This is a genomic window from Proteus sp. Marseille-Q3619, from assembly GCF_965283115.1.
Genome location: NZ_CBDIMP010000001.1, coordinates 2,401,387 through 2,419,993 on the forward strand (window position 1 = coordinate 2,401,387; position 18,607 = coordinate 2,419,993).

The window sequence follows — 18,607 nt, forward strand, 5'->3', positions numbered from 1 at the left end:
TAAGCAATGGCTTTCATCCCATATAGTAAAGTCATGCAACACCTCACTGAGAGTGAGGATAATAACAGCAAACACATACACAACGATTTTGGAGTCTTCTATGGCAAATTATTTTAATACATTGAATCTGCGTCAGCAGTTGTCGCAATTAGGTAAATGTCGCTTTATGTCACGCGAAGAATTTGCTGATGAAGCAAATTACCTGAAAGGCAAAAAAGTCGTTATCGTTGGTTGTGGCGCTCAAGGTCTTAACCAAGGTTTAAATATGCGTGATTCAGGTTTGAATATTGCGTATGCCTTACGCCAAGAAGCGATTGATGAGAAACGTGCATCATGGCGTCGCGCGACCGAAAACGGCTTTGAAGTTGGCACCTATGAAGCGTTGATCCCTCAGGCAGATTTAGTGGTTAACTTAACGCCAGACAAACAGCACTCTGCTGTTGTTCAAGCTGTTCAACCACTGATGAAATCAGGTGCAGCATTAGGCTATTCTCATGGTTTTAATATCGTTGAAGTTGGCGAAAAAATTCGTGATGACATCACTGTTGTGATGGTTGCACCAAAATGCCCAGGTACAGAAGTTCGCGAAGAATATAAGCGTGGTTTTGGTGTTCCAACACTGATTGCTGTTCACCCTGAAAATGATGCGAAAGGCGAAGGAATGGCTATTGCTAAAGCATGGGCAGCGGCAACAGGTGGTCATCGCGCTGGTGTTTTAGAATCTTCTTTCGTTGCTGAAGTAAAATCTGACTTAATGGGTGAGCAAACCATTCTGTGCGGTATGTTACAAGCAGGCTCATTGTTATGTTATGACAAAATGGTTGCCGATGGTGTTGAACCAGGCTATGCAGGTAAGTTGATTCAGTTTGGTTGGGAAACCATTACAGAAGCACTGAAACAAGGTGGTATCACCTTAATGATGGACAGATTATCTAACCCTGCGAAAATGCGTGCATATGCATTATCCGAGCAACTGAAAGAGATCATGGCTCCACTGTTTGCGAAACATATGGATGATATCATTTCAGGTAAATTCTCTGAAACTATGATGGCAGATTGGGCAAATGATGATAAAAATTTGCTGACATGGCGTGAAGAGACTGGAGCAAGCGCATTTGAAAATTACCCTGAATATGAGGGTAAAATCAGTGAGCAAGAGTACTTTGATCACGGTGTATTAATGGTTGCAATGGTTAAAGCTGGAGTTGAATTAGCGTTTGATACCATGATTGAAGCAGGGATCTTTGCAGAGTCAGCTTATTATGAATCACTGCATGAGTTACCATTAATCGCTAATACCATCGCTCGTAAGCGTTTGTATGAAATGAATGTGGTTATCTCTGATACTGCAGAATATGGCAACTATCTGTTCTCATTTGCGGTTGTGCCGATGTTGAAAGAGTTTATGACAACATTGCAAAGTGGCGATTTAGCGAAGAAAGTTCAAGATAATGGAACAGATAATGCGCAATTGCGTGATATCAATGAAGCAATTCGTCAGCACCCAATTGAAGCAGTAGGTAAAACCTTGCGCGGGTATATGACGGATATGAAGAAGATTGCTGTCGGTAACTAATTTTCCGATTTTTCATCGCTCTTTACGTGATAATTGCGTTGGCTATGCTCGGTTACTTAAGTCACATACTTATTTTTTCGTCGCCCTTTACGCGATAAGTGCGTTGGCTACACTCGGTTACCCAAGCCACATACTAATGTGTGCTCCTTGGGATAACCTCCTTTGCCGCCTTCTTCTCTCGCAAATAGCTTAGAAAAATAAGTACTAAATATTTTTAAAAAGATAAAAACCACATATCTATCAATTTGATATGCGGTTTTTATTTAAATAAATCAGAATGTGAACCAGTTCTTTCAAAATGGACTGTATCATCTTCTATTTTATAAATAAGTAGCCAATCAGGTTCAATATGAAGATCTCGACGAGGTTTCCAATTCCCGGTTAATGGATGGTCTTTCAATTGAATTGGTAGTCGCCCTCCTTGCATTAATAGCAGCATAATATCTTTTAGTTTATTGATATCCTTCCCACGTTTTTCTGCGAGTTTTAAATCTTTTTTGAATTGCCCTGAATAGCTAATTTTTCGCATTTAGATATCCAATTTTTTGAATAAATCATTGGCATCTTTGGCATAAAAAACATCATCACCTTTATCTGTTTTTGCAAAAGTTTTTAATGTTTTTTCATTTGGTTGGGTTTGATTACTTTCCACATAAACTCGAATGAGATCTCTTAAAATTTGAGAGGCAGGTCTGTGTTTATTTCGAGCTATTGCAACAAAAGCCTCTTTGAGTTCAACATCAATTTTAGTGGCTATTAATTCGCTTTTTATACTCATAATATACCTCCTTATTTGTTTAAATATCATACAGAGTAAAACTTTATTAAACAAGGTTAAACTTCGTTTTACTTAGATAAAATGAAGTTCAAAAAACCGAACCATCTTTCTATGCACTTTCTGCTACAATTATCCCCCGTTATGTTCTTGGTTAATGAAGTTTGGAAAAAGTATGCGATTAAATCCCGGTCAGCAAAAAGCAGTAGAATATGTGTCAGGCCCTTGTTTGGTCTTGGCTGGTGCGGGATCGGGTAAGACACGGGTTATTACCAATAAAATTGCACATCTTATTCGTCAATGCCAATACCCAGCAAAGCAGATTGCGGCGGTAACTTTTACTAATAAAGCCGCACGTGAAATGAAAGAGCGTGTTGCTCAAACCTTAGGTCGCCAAGAAGCGAAAGGATTAATGATCTCAACGTTTCATACCTTGGGATTAGAAATTATTAAACGTGAATATAAAGAACTAGGTATTAAAGCTAAATTTTCATTGTTTGATGATCAAGACCAATCTGCATTACTTAAAGAATTAACGGCTGATTTATTAGAAGAAGATAAAGATTTGCTGTCTCAGTTAAAGAGCCAAATCTCTAACTGGAAAAATGACATGCTCACGCCAGAGCAAGCAATAGGAATAGCGAGATCGCAACAAGATCATACTTTTGCCGAATGTTTTCGACGTTATGAACAACATCTGCGTAGTTGTAATGTGCTCGATTTTGATGACTTAATTAGTCGACCAACTATGTTATTACGCACGAATGAAGAAGTGAGAGAGCGCTGGCAAAGACGCATCCGTTATTTGCTGGTGGATGAATATCAAGACACCAATACCAGCCAATATGAATTAGTGAAATGGTTGGTGGGTGAACGAGCGCGTTTTACCGTTGTGGGTGATGATGACCAATCCATTTATTCATGGCGTGGGGCTCGTCCTCAAAATTTAGTGTTGTTACAAAAAGATTTCCCTCAACTTAATGTCATTAAACTCGAGCAAAATTATCGATCTTCGGGGCGTATTTTAAAATCTGCCAATATCTTGATTGAAAATAATCCCCATGTTTTCGAAAAACGCTTATTTTCAGAGTTAGGTTATGGTGATGAACTTCGTGTTTTAACGGCAAATAATGAAGAGCACGAAGCGGAGCGTGTCGCGGGTGAATTAATTGCGCATCACTTTATTAATAAAACCAATTATAAGGATTACGCGATACTTTATCGTGGTAATCACCAATCTCGTATTTTTGAAAAATACTTGATGCAAAATCGCATTCCTTATCGTATTTCGGGTGAAACCTCCTTTTTTTCACGAGAAGAGATAAAAGATATCCTTGCCTATTTACGAGTCATTACTAATCCTGATGATGATGCGGCATTTTTACGTATTGTGAATAAGCCTCGTCGTGAAATCGGCCCTATGACAATTCAAAAATTAGGTGAGTGGGCAAAAGTTCGAGATAAAAGCTTATACAATGCCTGTTTTGATTTGGGGCTAAGCCAAACATTAACAGGTCGAGGTTTGAATTCATTACAAGCATTTTCGCAATGGATGTCGCGTATAGTACAAAAATCAGAGCGCGAACCACTGTTAGCTGTACGTGATTTATTGCATGAAATGGATTATGAAAGTTGGTTATATGAAACCTCAAGTAGCGCAAAAGCGGCTGAAATGAGGATGAAAAATATTAATCAGCTATTTTTATGGATGAGTGAAATGCTTGAAGGTGATGAATTGCATGAACCGATGACGCTTTCTCAAGTCGTTAATCGTTTTACCTTGCGCGATATGATGGAGCGAGGAGAAACAGAAGAAGAGTTAGATCAAGTTCAGTTAATGACATTACATGCCTCTAAAGGTCTTGAGTTCCCTCATGTGTTTTTAGTGGGGATGGAAGAGGGCATATTGCCACACCAAAGCAGTATTGATGAAGATAATGTAGACGAAGAAAGACGTCTTGCTTATGTGGGCATTACTCGAGCACAAAAAACCCTCACGTTTACGTTATGTAAGGAAAGGCGCCAATACGGTGAATTAATCAAACCTGAACCGAGCCGTTTTCTTTATGAATTACCTCAAGATGATTTGAATTGGGATACCAATAAAAAGAAAGTGTTAAGTGCTGAGGAAAAACAAGAGAAAGGGCAAAAAGGTGTTGCAGGATTAAGAGCTATGTTGGCAAGGCATAAACCTGAATAGCATAGAGAGTTGTCGATAAAACTAACCCCTTGGCATATTGATGTCCAAGGGGTTTTATTTTTGTATAAATAAAAAAGTTAACTTATACGAGAGCTATTTTGTTCTTCAATCATTAAAGACCAATGGACATAACTCTGAAGTTGGATCTCTTCTTGGAGATTTTCAGCACGTAACGGATGCTCATTAAGCCATTGATATGGCAGTGTAATAATGAGCTTTTCATCTTCAGTGCGTAATCGTAATGCAGGAAGCGTATCATCACGGCGACGGCTAGCAAAAATGATGGCTAATCGCAGTAAACGCACCAGTCGATTGGCTTGAGTTATCGGTAGGGCATTTTGATGATTAAGAGGTGCAAGATCGATGATCCCTGTTTGGTTTTTTAGCAAAGAAGCTAATAAACGTCGTTGCGCCGGTGTATATCCTGGTAAATCAAGATGAGAGATCAGATAGCTTGCATGTGAAGGTGCTTGGCGGAAATCAACACTTAGGCCAATTTCATGTAATGCACTAGCGCTATTAAGCAACTCACGGCAACGATTATCTAACTGCCAACTCTTGCTGACTTGGATAAAAAAGTGTTCTGCAAGTTGTTGAACTCGGTGTGCTTGCTCAATATCAATCTGAAACCGACGTTGGACATTACGAAGAGTACGTTGGCGAATGTCTTGCTCAATAGGAAGATGCAACATTCCATAGACTAAGCCTTCTCGTAATGCACCACCTGCTAAGATCATATTGTCGATATGCAGTGTTTCAAATATGGCGATTAAGATAGCAAGCCCACTCGGAAACACTAAGGCTCGTTCAAAAGTAAGCCCTTCAATTTCCAATTCTTCCAGTTTTCCACATTCAATGGCTTTGTGTTTGAGCCGCTCAAGCTTAGGTAAGGTGATTAATTCATCCATACCTTGAGCAATCATGATCTCTTGCAACGCCTGTACAGTACCAGAGGCGCCCACACACACTTGCCAGCCTTGCTCAATTAATTTATCTGCCACTGGGGCGAGTATCGCTTTGGCTGCGTCTTGTGCTTTAGCAAAATTTTCTTGAGTTAAAGAGCGATCAGTAAAATAGCGCTCTAACCAAGTTACACAGCCCATACTTAAGCTCATTAATTGTGTCGTTTTAGCGCCAGTACCTGTAACCAACTCTGTGCTGCCACCACCAATATCGACAACTAAACGTTGCTCTGCACCACCAGTGGTATGTGCAACGCCACGATAGATAAGGCGTGCTTCTTCCTCACCACTAATAACATGAACAGTATTGCCCAATATTTCAGATGCTTTTGCGACAAAAATATCTGCATTTTTAGCAATACGTAATGTGGCTGTTGCTACGACTCTGATTTGTTCAGTCGGAATATCACGTAGATATTCAGAAAAAAGTCGTAAACATTGCCAACCGCGTTCCATTGCCTGCTCTGACAATTCATTTTCACTGTTTAGGCCAGCAGCGAGTCGAACTTTACGTTTCACGCGGGAAAGAACTTGTATAGAGCCCGCGATTTCTCGAACGACTAACATATGAAAACTGTTAGAACCTAAATCAATAGCAGCATAAAGTGATGAGGATTTCAGCATAATTTATGGATGACTCGGGCGTTTATTTCGGTTGTTACGTTGAGTATTATTTCCTCTATTACTTCGCACTGGCGCATTATTGCGACGAGGCTGACCTTGGCGAGGACGGTGACGGCGTTTAGGCTCAGGAAGATCAGCTAATAACGCATCACTATTATATTTACTCACAGGAATAGCATGTTGAATATAAGTCTCAATTGCAGGTAAATTCAGTGCATATTCTTCACATGCAAGGCTGATTGAGTTACCACTATTTCCAGCACGCCCTGTTCTACCAATACGGTGAACATAATCTTCACAATCATCAGGTAAATCATAGTTAAAAACATGCGTTACTGATGGAATATGAAGACCTCTAGCAGCAACGTCAGTGGCAACCAGAATATCAATATTACCTTGGGTAAAATCTTCTAAAATGCGTAGACGCTTTTTCTGAGGAACATCACCTGTTAATAAACCCACGCGGTGTCCATCTGCGGCAAGGTGTGCCCAAATGTCATCACAACGATGTTTTGTATTGGCGAAAATGATACAGCGATCTGGCCATTCTTCTTCAATTAATGTTTGAAGAAGACGCATTTTCTCTTCATTTGAAGGATAAAAGAGTTCTTCTTTTATGCTAAAACCTGTTTTTTGTTCAGGTTCAACTTCAACATATTCAGGGTTATTCATCTGCTCAAAAGCCAGTTCTCTGACGCGGTAAGAAAGCGTTGCAGAAAACAGCATATTCATACGCTCAGCCGCAACTGGCATACGACGGAAAATCCAACGAATATCTTTAATAAAGCCGAGATCGTACATTCTGTCAGCTTCATCAAGTACCACAACTTGGATTGCGCTAAGGTTAATATGGCCTTGTTTAACGTAATCAATTAAACGACCTGTTGTGCCAATAACAATATCGACACCATTACTTAATACTTTGAGTTGTTCGTCATAGCCATCGCCACCATAGGCGAGACCCATTTTAATCCCTGTATTTTGCGCAAGCTCTTTAGCATCAGAATAAATCTGCACGGCTAATTCACGTGTTGGCGCCATAATAAGTGCACGAGGTTGATTGGTTTCATGCCCTTCTTTAGCAGGGTGTGTTAAAAGATAATGAAACGTTGAGGTTAAAAACGCCAACGTTTTGCCTGTTCCTGTTTGGGCTTGCCCGGCAATGTCTTGACCTTTCACAGTGATAGGTAACGTCAATGCCTGAATTTGTGTACAATTAGAGAACCCTTTTTTCTCAAGGGCTTCTATCACTTTTGGATGCAAGGCGAAGTCGGAAAACTTCTTTTCTGTCAAATATGTTTTGCTCATAATGTAATAGAATATCAGTTATGGGTTGCATTACAAAAGTTTATCCGCTGAAATGCAGACAGACTTTTGTTATTTAATGTTACACTGGTACGGTCAATATTATTCTTTGGAGTAGAACAATGAGCGATAAAATCCTTCACTTATCTGACAGCAAATTCGATGCTGATGTATTAAATGCAACCGGCCCTGTGCTCGTTGATTTCTGGGCTGAATGGTGTGGCCCATGTAAAATGATTGCTCCTATTCTAGATGAAGTTGCAACAGAATACGCTGGTAAATTAACAGTTGCTAAGCTAAACATCGATCAAAACCCGCTGACAGCACCAAAATACGGTATTCGCGGTATTCCTACACTGATTTTATTCAAAAACGGTGCAGTTGCTGCGACTAAAGTAGGCGCATTGTCAAAAACTCAACTGAAAGAGTTTTTAGACGAAAATATCTAATTTGATTTAGATATCAAAAATAAAAGTAGGACGTTTAGACCTTGTCAGTATTTCTGTTATTGACAGCTAGACGTCCGCTTCGAAGCATGATAAGTTAGCGCCACTTACTTACATAATATATCGGATCTACTTGTCAATATGATTAGACATGATTAAATAAGTCTGAGATATTGAATATCAAGCGTGCAAAGTAATAGAATTGAATAACATGATATGATATTTAATCTAATATGATATTTAATATAAGTAATCTGAATTCATCTAACCAGTCAAGTTGCCTTAGAATAATCTATAGTATTCAGGGAATATAAATTTTTCCAAAGTATGTTCCTAACCCATAAGTTGAAAGTACACTCATACATCGCGAAAATGAATGTCACTTTTCTGGGATAAAGCAGACTGGTCTAATAGTATTAACACTCTCTAACATTATCATTTTAGTTATACCCTTATGTTAGAAAGTTATAATCTGTAATTTTACACATGACGAAACTGACAGCGATTCGCTGTTATACTATTCACGTTCATAGTTCGAGAGTTACCCCGAGTTATTAAGAACCCACCATTATGAATCTTACCGAATTAAAAAATACGCCGGTATCAGAACTGATAGCACTTGGCGAAAATATGGGGCTAGAGAATCTGGCTCGAATGAGAAAGCAAGACATTATTTTCTCTATCTTGAAGCAACACGCGAAAAGTGGAGAAGATATTTTCGGTGACGGTGTGCTGGAAATATTGCAGGATGGCTTCGGCTTCCTACGTTCCGCAGACAGTTCCTACCTTGCTGGTCCCGATGATATCTACGTTTCTCCAAGTCAAATTCGCCGTTTTAACCTTCGCACTGGTGACACCATCGCAGGGAAAATTCGTCCTCCTAAAGAAGGTGAACGCTATTTTGCCCTCCTAAAAGTTAATGAAGTTAACTTTGATAAACCAGAAAATGCCCGCAGTAAAATCCTCTTTGAAAACTTAACACCTTTACATGCTAATAATCGTTTACGCATGGAACGTGGTAATGGTTCAACAGAAGACTTAACCGCGCGTGTTCTTGACTTAGCGGCACCAATTGGCCGTGGTCAACGTGGTCTTATCGTTGCTCCACCAAAAGCAGGTAAAACCATGTTGCTGCAAAACATTGCAGCAAATATTGCTCATAACTACCCAGATTGCGTATTAATGGTACTTCTGATTGATGAACGTCCAGAAGAAGTGACAGAAATGCAACGCTTAGTAAAAGGGGAAGTTATTGCTTCAACCTTTGACGAGCCAGCTTCTCGCCACGTACAAGTTGCAGAAATGGTGATTGAAAAAGCGAAGCGTTTAGTTGAGCATAAAAAAGACGTTATCATCCTGTTAGACTCCATCACACGTTTAGCGCGTGCTTATAACACAGTTGTTCCTTCATCAGGTAAAGTGTTAACAGGTGGTGTGGATGCAAACGCATTACATCGTCCTAAACGTTTCTTCGGTGCAGCTCGTAATGTTGAAGAAGGTGGTAGCTTGACTATCATTGCAACAGCATTAGTCGATACGGGTTCTAAGATGGACGAAGTTATCTACGAAGAATTTAAGGGTACAGGTAATATGGAATTACACCTGTCTCGTAAAATTGCTGAGAAACGTGTTTTCCCTGCGATTGATTACAATCGTTCTGGTACACGTAAAGAAGAGTTACTGACGTCTCAAGATGAGCTACAAAAAATGTGGATCCTGCGTAAAATTATTCATCCAATGGGTGAAATTGACGCAATGGAATTCCTCATTAACAAGTTAGCAATGACTAAGACAAATGAAGAATTCTTCGACTTTATGAAACGTTCATAAAGGGTATTAGCAAAGTGATTGAGCTGAGAATAGGATATAAAATATTAAAATAGTGTGCTCTGTTACAGAATAAGTAATATCACCTCAATTTATATGCTGTTAAGCTCATTTACTTTGTAAGAATGACGATATGATGAAAACGCCACAATAGTTGTGGCGTTTTTTTGTTTTTTATGAATGTAATTCAATTTTAGATTGCAATATTTTAGCGAGATGTTGGTATATATATTGCATGTTTTGGTAATTGATAAAAATAGCGATGGCATCAATAAAAATAGTTAAGGAAAACTTATAATTGATGAAGGGTGGTGGGTTTTGAATGAACTCGTCGTGGTGAAGCTGGAAAAAAGAATAAAAACACACGGAAGCGTAAAATAACCAGCTATATTTATTATAGAGAACAAGTACTGTGGATATACTAAAAATGAGCACAAGCGTTTTTTATGTGTTCTTATTTTCTTTCGCTTTTTTATTTTTGGCTCGTAAAATTGCAAAGAAAATTGGACTCGTGGATAAACCGAATTATCGTAAAAAACATCATGGATTGATCCCCTTAGTTGGCGGAATATCAGTCTATTTTGGTATTGTTTTCGCATTTTATATTGCAGATATCTATATTCCTCATAAGGAATTGTATCTGGCTTGTGCGGGACTTCTTGTTTTTATTGGCGCTTTAGATGATCGCTTTGATATTAGTGTCAAAATTAGAGCTACAATTCAAGCTTTTGTTGGGATCGTGATGATGGTGGGTGCAGGGTTAAAACTCGACACACTGGGTCATGCTTTTGGTCCTTGGGAAATGCATTTAGGGCCTTTCGGCTATATTGTTACACTTTTCGCTGTTTGGGCAGCAATCAATGCCTTTAATATGGTTGATGGTATTGATGGGTTATTAGGTGGTCTTTCTTGTGTCTCTTTTGGCGCGCTTGGTATTTTATTATATCAAAGTGGCAATTCAGCTCTTGCATTCTGGTGCTTCTCATTTATCGCGGCAATTTTACCTTATATCCTTTTAAACTTAGGGTTTTGCGGTAAAAAATTCAAAGTCTTTATGGGAGATGCGGGAAGTACACTGATTGGATTTACCATTATTTGGTTATTGGTCGCATCAACACAAGCTCAACCTCGCCCTGTTAAAGCGGTAACCGCACTATGGATAATTGCTATTCCTCTTATGGATATGGTGGCAATTATGTACCGTCGTTTACGCAAAGGGATGAGCCCTTTCTCACCAGACCGTCAACATATCCACCACTTGATTATGCGTGCAGGGTTTACCTCTCGCCAAGCCTTTATTTTAATTACGTTGGCTGCAGCTTTATTAGCCGCGATTGGTATTATCGGTCAAAACCTATCATTTGTACCTGAATGGTTTATGTTGGCATTATTCTTGCTTGCATTTGTTATGTATGGTTATTGTATTAAACGCGCGTGGCGAGTCGCTCGTTTTATTAAACGACATAAGCGCCGCTTACGTAGAGCAACACAACAGCATTAATATAAGCAGAGGTTTTTTAACGTGATGAACTCGGAAAATAACGCCTCCCGACAGGGTGAACAGCCAGATAATGAACTCGATATTCGAGGTCTTTTTTGTGCACTTTGGTCAGGAAAAAGCTGGATTATAGGGTTCGCTCTGCTTTTTGCAGTGATTGCACTCGGTGCATCTTATTTGATGCAACCTAAATGGAGTGCAATTGCAATGACAGAGAAACCAACGATTAATAACTTAGGCAGTTATTATTCGCAATCTCAGTTTTTGCGCAATCTTGATACACAGATTAATCCTGCTGCACAAACCTCTGCTTTAACTATTTCAGATGAAGCTTATCAAGAGTTTATTACTCAAATCGCGGCGTTTGATACACGTCGTGAATTTTGGTTGCAAACGGATTATTTCAAACAGCGCAAAGAGAGTGATGAACAGGCTAATGCTGCATTATTGGATGAGTTAATTAACAATATTCAATTTACGCCTGCCGATGAGAAAAAATTAGTCAATGATCAACTAAAACTTATTGCGGAAACATCAAAAGAAGCGAGCCAATTATTAAATGAGTATATTGCTTTTGCTAATAAGAGAGCAGCTACCCATCTTAATGATGAAGTGATAACAGCTTGGGCAACTAGAACTCAATCAATGAAAGCGCTAGTTAAACGTCAAGAAATGGCGGCTCAATCTGCGTATCAACGCCAAATTAACTTATTAGAGCAATCAATCAAAGTGGCTGAGAAACAAGGCATTTCTCAAAAACAAACCTCGATTGCGATTGATGAGTTACCAGATTCTAAACTGTTTTTGTTGGGTGTCCCTCTGTTGCAATCACAGCTAGAAACTTTAGTAGCAACAGGTGCTGATTTTGATAGTGATTATGATCAAAATACGGCAATGTTAGCGACCCTTGCTGTGGGCGCCAAATTACAAGATAGTTTCCAAACTTACCGTTTTCTACGTACCCCTGAAGATCCTGTGAAACGTGATAGTCCTCGCCGTGCCTTTATGATGGTACTTTGGGGCGCTATTGGTATTTTAGCGGGTGCAGGTGTTGCATTAGTAAGACGCAGTTCATTAAAAAAATAATAATTAAATTTTGTCATTGATGACAATAACGAGACATCAGGTGTTTCGGCACTTGATGTATTGAGAATAAGGGCATATTGCTTTCCCAAAAATAAGCGATATAACAATGAAAAAAAAGAGAGCCACTGTGAAAGTGTTGACTGTTTTTGGCACACGCCCTGAAGCGATAAAAATGGCACCTTTAGTGCACGCTTTAGCAAATGATGATTCGTTTGAAGCGAAGGTATGTGTTACGGCCCAACATCGAGAAATGCTTGATCAGGTATTAAATCTTTTTGAGATCAAACCAGATTACGATCTCAATATTATGAAACCAGGACAAGATTTAACGGATATTACCTGTCGTATTTTAGAAGGGTTAAAACCGGTATTAGCGTCATTTCAACCTGATGTTGTTTTGGTACATGGTGATACAACAACGACCATGGCAGCAAGTTTAGCCGCATTTTATCAACGAATTCCCGTTGGTCATGTGGAGGCTGGGCTACGTACTGGCAATCTTTACTCCCCTTGGCCTGAAGAGGCAAACCGTACTATTGCAGGTCATCTTGCAATGTATCATTTCGCACCAACAGAAACTGCAAAATTAAATTTGGTACGAGAAGCGGTTGCGGATAAAAATATTTTTGTCACAGGGAATACGGTAATTGATGCGTTGTTTTGGGTAAGTGACAGAGTGATGGGCAATCAAACACTCTTAAATGAGCTTGCTGTAAACTATCCATTTATTCAGCCTGATAAGAAAATGATCTTGGTAACAGGACATCGTCGAGAAAGCTTTGGTGGTGGTTTTGAACGTATCTGCCAAGCTTTAGCTGAAATTGCATTAGCACACCCTGATGTAGAAGTTGTTTATCCTGTTCACTTAAATCCTAATGTGAGTGAGCCTGTTCAACGGATCCTTCATGGTATTGATAATATTAAGCTGATCCAGCCACAAGATTATCTCCCATTCGTTTATTTAATGAACCATGCTTACCTTATTTTGACCGACTCTGGTGGAATTCAAGAAGAAGCTCCTTCATTAGGTAAGCCTGTTCTTGTAATGCGAGACACAACAGAACGCCCAGAAGCTGTTGAAGCGGGCTCTGTTCGTTTAGTCGGAACAGATACTAAACGTATTGTTAGCGAAGTAACCTCTTTATTGACAGACGAAAACGCGTATCACCAAATGAGTAAGGCAACAAATCCTTATGGTGATGGTCATGCCTGCCAACGTATTCTTGAAGCATTGAAAAAAAATCAGGTGACATTATGAGTTTTGAAACTATTTCTGTTATCGGCCTCGGCTACATTGGTTTACCTACAGCGGCAGCTTTTGCCTCTCGTAAAAAAAGCGTCATCGGTGTTGATGTTAATCAGCATGCAGTTGATACGATTAATAAAGGTCAAATTCACATTGTTGAGCCTGATCTTGATAAAGTCGTTAAACAAGCAGTTGAAGAAGGTCATTTAAAAGCCTATACCACGCCACAGCCAGCAGATGCTTACCTTATTGCTGTACCTACACCATTTAAAGGTGAGCATGAGCCTGATTTGGCTTATGTTGAAGCAGCAGCTCGCTCTATCGCACCTGTACTGAAGAAAGGTGATCTTATTATTCTAGAATCAACTTCACCAGTTGGCTCTACTGAAAAAATGGCAGAGTGGTTAGCAGAAGCTCGCCCAGACTTAACATTCCCTCATCAACAAGGTGAAGATGCTGATATCGATGTTGCTTACTGCCCTGAGCGCGTATTACCAGGTCAAGTGATGATTGAACTTATCCGCAATGACCGTGTTGTAGGTGGTATGAACCGTAAATCCTCAGAGCGTGCAAGTGAGTTATACAAGATTTTCCTTGAAGGTGAATGTGTTATCACTAATGCACGTACCGCAGAAATGTGTAAGCTGACTGAAAATAGTTTCCGTGATGTTAATATTGCGTTTGCTAATGAATTATCACTGATCTGCGCTGACCAAGATATTAATGTGTGGGAGCTAATTAGCTTGGCGAATCGCCATCCTCGCGTCAATATCTTACAACCAGGCCCAGGCGTTGGCGGACACTGTATCGCTGTTGACCCTTGGTTTATCGTGTCACAAAATCCAAAACAATCCCGTTTAATTCACACTGCGCGTTTAGTCAATGATGGCAAACCTGTGTGGGTTATCGACCAAGTTAAAGCCGCTGTTGCAGATTGCCTTACTGAAACAGGTAAACGTGCAAACGAAATTAAAATTGCCTGCTTTGGTTTAGCCTTTAAGCCTAATATCGATGACTTACGTGAAAGCCCAGCGATGAATATCACTAAACAAGTTGCTGATTGGCACAGTGGTACTACGTTGGCGGTTGAACCTAATATTCATGAATTACCAACAAAACTGAAAGGGATCACAGAGTTAGTATCAACAGAACAAGCTCTGAAAGACGCTGATATTGTCTTAATGTTAGTTGATCACCAACAATTTAAGGCGATCCCTGGTAGTAAAATCACTCAAAAATGGATTGTAGATACTAAAGGAGTATGGCGTTGAAACGCATTCTAGTGACAGGCGGAGCCGGTTTTATTGGCTCTGCTGTTGTTCGACATATTATTGAAAACACCAATGACAGTGTTGTTGTGGTGGATAAACTAACTTATGCCGGTAATTTAGAGTCATTAGCAACTGTAGCCGACAGTGAACGTTATGCTTTTGAGCAAGTCGATATCTGTGATAGAGCCGAGCTTGACCGCTTATTTGCTCAATATCAGCCAGATGTTGTGATGCACTTGGCGGCAGAAAGCCATGTTGACCGCTCTATTGATGGTCCTGCTGCGTTTATTGAAACCAATATTGTTGGCACTTACACCTTATTGGAAGCAGCTCGCCACTTTTGGCAAGTTTTACCACAAGAAAAGAAAACGGCATTTCGTTTCCACCATATCTCAACCGATGAAGTGTATGGCGATTTAGAAGGCACAGACGACTTCTTCACTGAAACAACGCCTTATGCACCAAGTAGCCCATATTCTGCTTCTAAGGCCTCAAGTGACCACTTAGTGCGTGCTTGGTTACGAACTTATGGCTTACCAACTGTAATTACCAATTGCTCAAATAACTATGGTCCTTACCATTTTCCTGAAAAATTAATCCCATTAATTATCTTAAATGCGATTTCAGGAAAACCATTACCTGTTTATGGTAAAGGTGAACAGATCCGTGATTGGCTCTATGTTGAAGATCATGCTCGTGCGCTCTATTTAGTCGCAACAACGGCAACACCGGGTAAAACCTACAATATTGGCGGTCATAATGAGCGTCGTAATATTGATGTTGTGAAAACAATTTGTGCATTACTTGAAGAGCTATACCCGAACAAACCCGCAGGCGTTGCTCAATATGTTGATTTAATCACGTATGTGAAAGACAGACCGGGTCATGATCTGCGCTACGCCATTGATGCAGCGAAAATTGAAGCTGAATTAGGTTGGAAACCAGAAGAGACATTTGAATCAGGCATTCGTAAAACCGTGTTGTGGTATTTAAATAACGAAACTTGGTGGAAACGTGTGCTTGATGGCTCTTATGCAGGTGAACGTCTAGGGCTTGGGAACTGATTAAGTAAAGAAGGATAAATGATGAAAGGTATTATTTTAGCGGGTGGTTCTGGTACACGACTGCATCCGATAACCAAAGGGGTATCGAAGCAGTTATTGCCTATCTATGATAAGCCCATGATCTATTATCCGCTTTCAGTTCTGATGCTTGCTGGCATTCGAGATATTTTGATCATCACAACACCAGATGATATGACCTCATTTCAGCGCTTATTGGGTGATGGTTCTGCATTTGGTGTTCGTCTTCAATATAAAATTCAGCCATCTCCTGATGGCTTGGCCCAAGCCTTTATTTTGGGCGAGGAATTTATTGGTGATGACCATTGCTGTTTAGTTTTAGGCGATAATATCTATTTTGGTCAAGGGTTTAGTCCAAAATTGAAACAAGTTGCACAACGTGAACGTGGCGCAACCGTGTTTGGTTATCAAGTGATGGATCCTGAGCGATTTGGTGTCGTTGAATTTGACGATGATTTCAAAGTGTTATCCATTGAAGAGAAGCCAGAACAACCTAAGTCTAATTGGGCGGTGACAGGGCTTTATTTCTACGATAACCGTGTGGTTGATTTTGCCAAACGAGTCAAACCTTCGATTCGTGGTGAATTAGAAATTACGTCGATTAATCAGATGTATCTTGAATGTGGTGAGCTTAACGTTGAACTACTGGGACGTGGTTTTGCGTGGTTAGATACCGGAACTCACGATAGTTTAATTGAAGCCAGTACTTTTGTTCAAACCGTTGAAAAACGTCAAGGATTTAAAGTGGCGTGTCTTGAAGAGATTGCTTGGCGCAATGGTTGGCTCAGTGATGACCAAGTAAGAGAAAGCGCAAAATCACTGTCTAAAACAGGTTATGGCCGCTATCTATTGGATTTATTACATGTCCGTCCTCGCCAATATTAATTATCTTGAGTGGGAAAGCGAGTATTTCTCCCTCAAAACAGGGCGCCTTGAGTTTGATACACAAGCGCCCGTGTTAACAGACGAACAACTTGACGCTTTTGCTGTGGTTCAAGCTAAAGTCGCATCTCATGAGCTTTCTCTCATCGATAAACTCAGCCAATTAGGTTTTCAATTTGCGGAAGGTGAAATTGATTTTAAGCTTTCAATTGGCACAGAAAATGCTTGTAAGAAAGCGACGGAATATTGTTTTAGAAAAGCCAATGAAGATGATATCGATTTATTGATGGCAACGGCTTCAGAAGCTTTTGTACAAAGTCGTTTTAGAACACCTTGGTATCAAGAAGGCGATAGCAGTCGTTTTTATGCATTATGGGTTAAAAAAGCAGTGTTAGGTACGTTCGATGATATCTGTTTACTGACTTATGATGCTGAAAATAACGTGAGTGGTTTTGTCACTTTACGTCAAATATCTGAAAGTGAAGCAAGAGTGGGATTACTCGCAGTAATGCCCAACAGAATAGGACAAGGCATTGGTAAACAACTGATGTCGGTCGCGAAGTTTTGGTGTCAACAACAAAGTATTTCAACCTTATATGTTGCAACACAGATCAGCAATATTGCGGCTTCGCGTTTATACACACACAGTGGGGGCTTAATAGAGAGCACCACTTATTGGTTATACAGGGGATAATATGATTCCGTTTAATAAACCACCCGTTGTCGGCACAGAATTAGAATATATGAAACAGGCTATGGAAAGTGGCAAGCTCTGTGGTGATGGCAATTTCACAAAGAAATGTGAAAAGTGGTTAGAAGAACAATTTCATTGTCATAAAACGCTGTTAACGCCTTCTTGTACAGCATCGCTTGAAATGGCTGCCATCTTATTAGATATCAAGCCTGGCGATGAAGTCATCATGCCAAGTTTTACCTTTGTTTCAACCTCTAATGCGTTTGTATTACGTGGCGCAACGATTGTTTTCGTTGATATTCGTCCAGATACTATGAATATTGATGAAACAAAAATTGAAGCAGCAATCACAAATAAAACGCGCGCGATAGTGCCTGTTCATTACGCAGGTGTTGCGTGTGAAATGGATACCATTATGGCGATTGCGAAAAGACATAATCTATTCGTGATTGAAGATGCTGCACAAGGTGTCATGTCAACTTACAAGGGCAAAGCGCTTGGCACGATTGGTCATATTGGTTGTTATAGTTTCCATGAGACTAAAAACTACTCATCAGGTGGTGAGGGTGGTGCAACGTTAATTAACGATCCTGAGTTAATCAATCGCGCAGAAGTTATCCGTGAAAAAGGCACTAACCGCAGCCAATTTTTCCGTGGTCAGGTAGATAAATATACTTGGCGAGATATTGGTTCTAGCTATTTAATGTCAGACTTACAAGCAGCTTATCTGTGGGCTCAACTTGAAGAAGCTGAAAAAATTAATGAGCGTCGTTTAGCATTTTGGCAGATTTACTATGATGCATTGACACCATTAGCAGAAAAAGGCTTATTGGCGCTTCCAATCGTTCCTGAAGGGTTAGAACACAATGCACATATGTTCTATATCAAACTGAAAGATATCGAGCAACGTACCGCGTTTAATGACTACATGAAAGAGCATGGTGTCTTAACGGTATTCCACTATGTATCATTACATACCAGCCCAGCAGGTATGAAGTTTGGTCGCTTTGACGGTGAAGATATTTTCACAACGCAAGAAAGTGAGCGTTTAGTGCGTTTACCTATGTTCTACAACATGACAGAAGAAGAGCAACAGACTGTTATTGGTCATATTCGCGACTTTTTTGCTTAAT

General features: G+C 39.8%; 16 protein-coding genes. 12 read left to right on the forward strand and 4 right to left on the reverse strand.

Annotation, left to right across the window (positions count from 1 at the left end):
- The first annotated feature begins 100 nt into the window (after nucleotides 1–100).
- Complete coding sequence (gene ilvC / locus ACWPWK_RS11045; RefSeq protein WP_109372748.1) at nucleotides 101–1,576, forward strand: ketol-acid reductoisomerase; 1,476 nt, start codon at nucleotides 101–103, stop codon at nucleotides 1,574–1,576.
- Between the two features lie 259 nt (nucleotides 1,577–1,835).
- On the opposite strand, the gene ACWPWK_RS11050 is transcribed toward ilvC, so the two are convergent.
- The gene (locus ACWPWK_RS11050; protein WP_109372746.1) at nucleotides 1,836–2,105 is read right to left on the reverse strand and encodes a type II toxin-antitoxin system YafQ family toxin; all 270 of its coding nucleotides are present in this window, start codon (nucleotides 2,103–2,105) and stop codon (nucleotides 1,836–1,838) included.
- Entirely contained in the window at nucleotides 2,106–2,354 is a 249-nt protein-coding gene (locus tag ACWPWK_RS11055; RefSeq protein WP_036914743.1) for a ribbon-helix-helix domain-containing protein, read from the reverse strand.
- Between the two features lie 172 nt (nucleotides 2,355–2,526).
- Between ACWPWK_RS11055 and rep the strand changes: the two genes are divergently transcribed.
- Nucleotides 2,527–4,551, forward strand: coding sequence for a DNA helicase Rep (rep, locus tag ACWPWK_RS11060; RefSeq protein WP_109372745.1), 2,025 nt, complete (start codon nucleotides 2,527–2,529; stop codon nucleotides 4,549–4,551).
- A 77-nt stretch (nucleotides 4,552–4,628) separates the two neighbouring features.
- On the opposite strand, the gene gppA is transcribed toward rep, so the two are convergent.
- Together gppA and rhlB are read right to left on the reverse strand one after the other, a co-directional pair.
- Nucleotides 4,629–6,137, reverse strand: a complete 1,509-nt coding sequence (gene gppA, locus ACWPWK_RS11065; protein WP_109372744.1) for a guanosine-5'-triphosphate,3'-diphosphate diphosphatase — start codon at nucleotides 6,135–6,137, stop codon at nucleotides 4,629–4,631.
- Between the two features lie 3 nt (nucleotides 6,138–6,140).
- Nucleotides 6,141–7,445, reverse strand: coding sequence for an ATP-dependent RNA helicase RhlB (gene rhlB, locus ACWPWK_RS11070; RefSeq protein WP_109372743.1), 1,305 nt, complete (start codon nucleotides 7,443–7,445; stop codon nucleotides 6,141–6,143).
- A 119-nt stretch (nucleotides 7,446–7,564) separates the two neighbouring features.
- Between rhlB and trxA the strand changes: the two genes are divergently transcribed.
- The 10 genes from trxA to rffA all read left to right on the forward strand — a co-directional run bounded on the left by trxA (nucleotide 7,565) and on the right by rffA (nucleotide 18,606).
- The gene (gene trxA, locus ACWPWK_RS11075) at nucleotides 7,565–7,891 is read left to right on the forward strand and encodes a thioredoxin TrxA (protein WP_006535838.1); all 327 of its coding nucleotides are present in this window, start codon (nucleotides 7,565–7,567) and stop codon (nucleotides 7,889–7,891) included.
- A gap of 567 nt (nucleotides 7,892–8,458) precedes the next feature.
- Entirely contained in the window at nucleotides 8,459–9,718 is a 1,260-nt protein-coding gene (gene rho, locus ACWPWK_RS11080; protein ID WP_023583649.1) for a transcription termination factor Rho, read from the forward strand.
- 409 nt (nucleotides 9,719–10,127) lie between these two features.
- The gene (gene wecA, locus ACWPWK_RS11085; RefSeq protein WP_109372742.1) at nucleotides 10,128–11,216 is read left to right on the forward strand and encodes a UDP-N-acetylglucosamine--undecaprenyl-phosphate N-acetylglucosaminephosphotransferase; all 1,089 of its coding nucleotides are present in this window, start codon (nucleotides 10,128–10,130) and stop codon (nucleotides 11,214–11,216) included.
- 24 nt (nucleotides 11,217–11,240) lie between these two features.
- Nucleotides 11,241–12,299: an ECA polysaccharide chain length modulation protein gene (gene wzzE, locus ACWPWK_RS11090; RefSeq protein ID WP_109372741.1), complete on the forward strand. Its 1,059-nt coding sequence runs from the start codon at nucleotides 11,241–11,243 to the stop codon at nucleotides 12,297–12,299.
- 127 nt (nucleotides 12,300–12,426) lie between these two features.
- A complete protein-coding gene (gene wecB, locus ACWPWK_RS11095; RefSeq protein WP_069369918.1) occupies nucleotides 12,427–13,557 on the forward strand; it encodes a non-hydrolyzing UDP-N-acetylglucosamine 2-epimerase in 1,131 nt (376 codons plus the stop codon).
- Nucleotides 13,554–14,816 (forward strand): UDP-N-acetyl-D-mannosamine dehydrogenase, encoded by a 1,263-nt coding sequence (gene wecC, locus ACWPWK_RS11100; RefSeq protein ID WP_109372740.1) that lies wholly within the window; start codon nucleotides 13,554–13,556, stop codon nucleotides 14,814–14,816. Before wecB ends, wecC begins: the two co-directional genes overlap by 4 nt.
- Nucleotides 14,813–15,880, forward strand: coding sequence for a dTDP-glucose 4,6-dehydratase (gene rffG / locus ACWPWK_RS11105; protein ID WP_109372763.1), 1,068 nt, complete (start codon nucleotides 14,813–14,815; stop codon nucleotides 15,878–15,880). Before wecC ends, rffG begins: the two co-directional genes overlap by 4 nt.
- Before the next feature lie 21 nt (nucleotides 15,881–15,901).
- Nucleotides 15,902–16,783 carry a glucose-1-phosphate thymidylyltransferase RfbA gene (gene rfbA, locus ACWPWK_RS11110; protein WP_109372739.1) on the forward strand — a complete coding sequence of 294 codons (882 nt, stop codon included), beginning with the start codon at nucleotides 15,902–15,904 and terminating at the stop codon, nucleotides 16,781–16,783.
- A complete protein-coding gene (rffC, locus tag ACWPWK_RS11115; protein WP_109372738.1) occupies nucleotides 16,761–17,474 on the forward strand; it encodes a dTDP-4-amino-4,6-dideoxy-D-galactose acyltransferase in 714 nt (237 codons plus the stop codon). Before rfbA ends, rffC begins: the two co-directional genes overlap by 23 nt.
- A 1-nt stretch (nucleotide 17,475) precedes the next feature.
- On the forward strand, nucleotides 17,476–18,606 hold the full coding sequence (gene rffA / locus ACWPWK_RS11120) for a dTDP-4-amino-4,6-dideoxygalactose transaminase (protein ID WP_109372737.1): 1,131 nt from the start codon (nucleotides 17,476–17,478) through the stop codon (nucleotides 18,604–18,606).
- Nucleotide 18,607 lies beyond the last annotated feature (1 nt).

Coding starts and splice junctions, on each gene's coding strand:
- ilvC (WP_109372748.1), top strand. CDS start 101: ATGGCAAATTATTTTAATACATTGAATCTGCGTCAGCAGTTGTCGCAA.
- ACWPWK_RS11050 (WP_109372746.1), bottom strand. CDS start 2,105: ATGCGAAAAATTAGCTATTCAGGGCAATTCAAAAAAGATTTAAAACTC.
- ACWPWK_RS11055 (WP_036914743.1), bottom strand. CDS start 2,354: ATGAGTATAAAAAGCGAATTAATAGCCACTAAAATTGATGTTGAACTC.
- rep (WP_109372745.1), top strand. CDS start 2,527: ATGCGATTAAATCCCGGTCAGCAAAAAGCAGTAGAATATGTGTCAGGC.
- gppA (WP_109372744.1), bottom strand. CDS start 6,137: ATGCTGAAATCCTCATCACTTTATGCTGCTATTGATTTAGGTTCTAAC.
- rhlB (WP_109372743.1), bottom strand. CDS start 7,445: ATGAGCAAAACATATTTGACAGAAAAGAAGTTTTCCGACTTCGCCTTG.
- trxA (WP_006535838.1), top strand. CDS start 7,565: ATGAGCGATAAAATCCTTCACTTATCTGACAGCAAATTCGATGCTGAT.
- rho (WP_023583649.1), top strand. CDS start 8,459: ATGAATCTTACCGAATTAAAAAATACGCCGGTATCAGAACTGATAGCA.
- wzzE (WP_109372741.1), top strand. CDS start 11,241: ATGAACTCGGAAAATAACGCCTCCCGACAGGGTGAACAGCCAGATAAT.
- wecC (WP_109372740.1), top strand. CDS start 13,554: ATGAGTTTTGAAACTATTTCTGTTATCGGCCTCGGCTACATTGGTTTA.
- rfbA (WP_109372739.1), top strand. CDS start 15,902: ATGAAAGGTATTATTTTAGCGGGTGGTTCTGGTACACGACTGCATCCG.
- rffC (WP_109372738.1), top strand. CDS start 16,761: ATGTCCGTCCTCGCCAATATTAATTATCTTGAGTGGGAAAGCGAGTAT.
- rffA (WP_109372737.1), top strand. CDS start 17,476: ATGATTCCGTTTAATAAACCACCCGTTGTCGGCACAGAATTAGAATAT.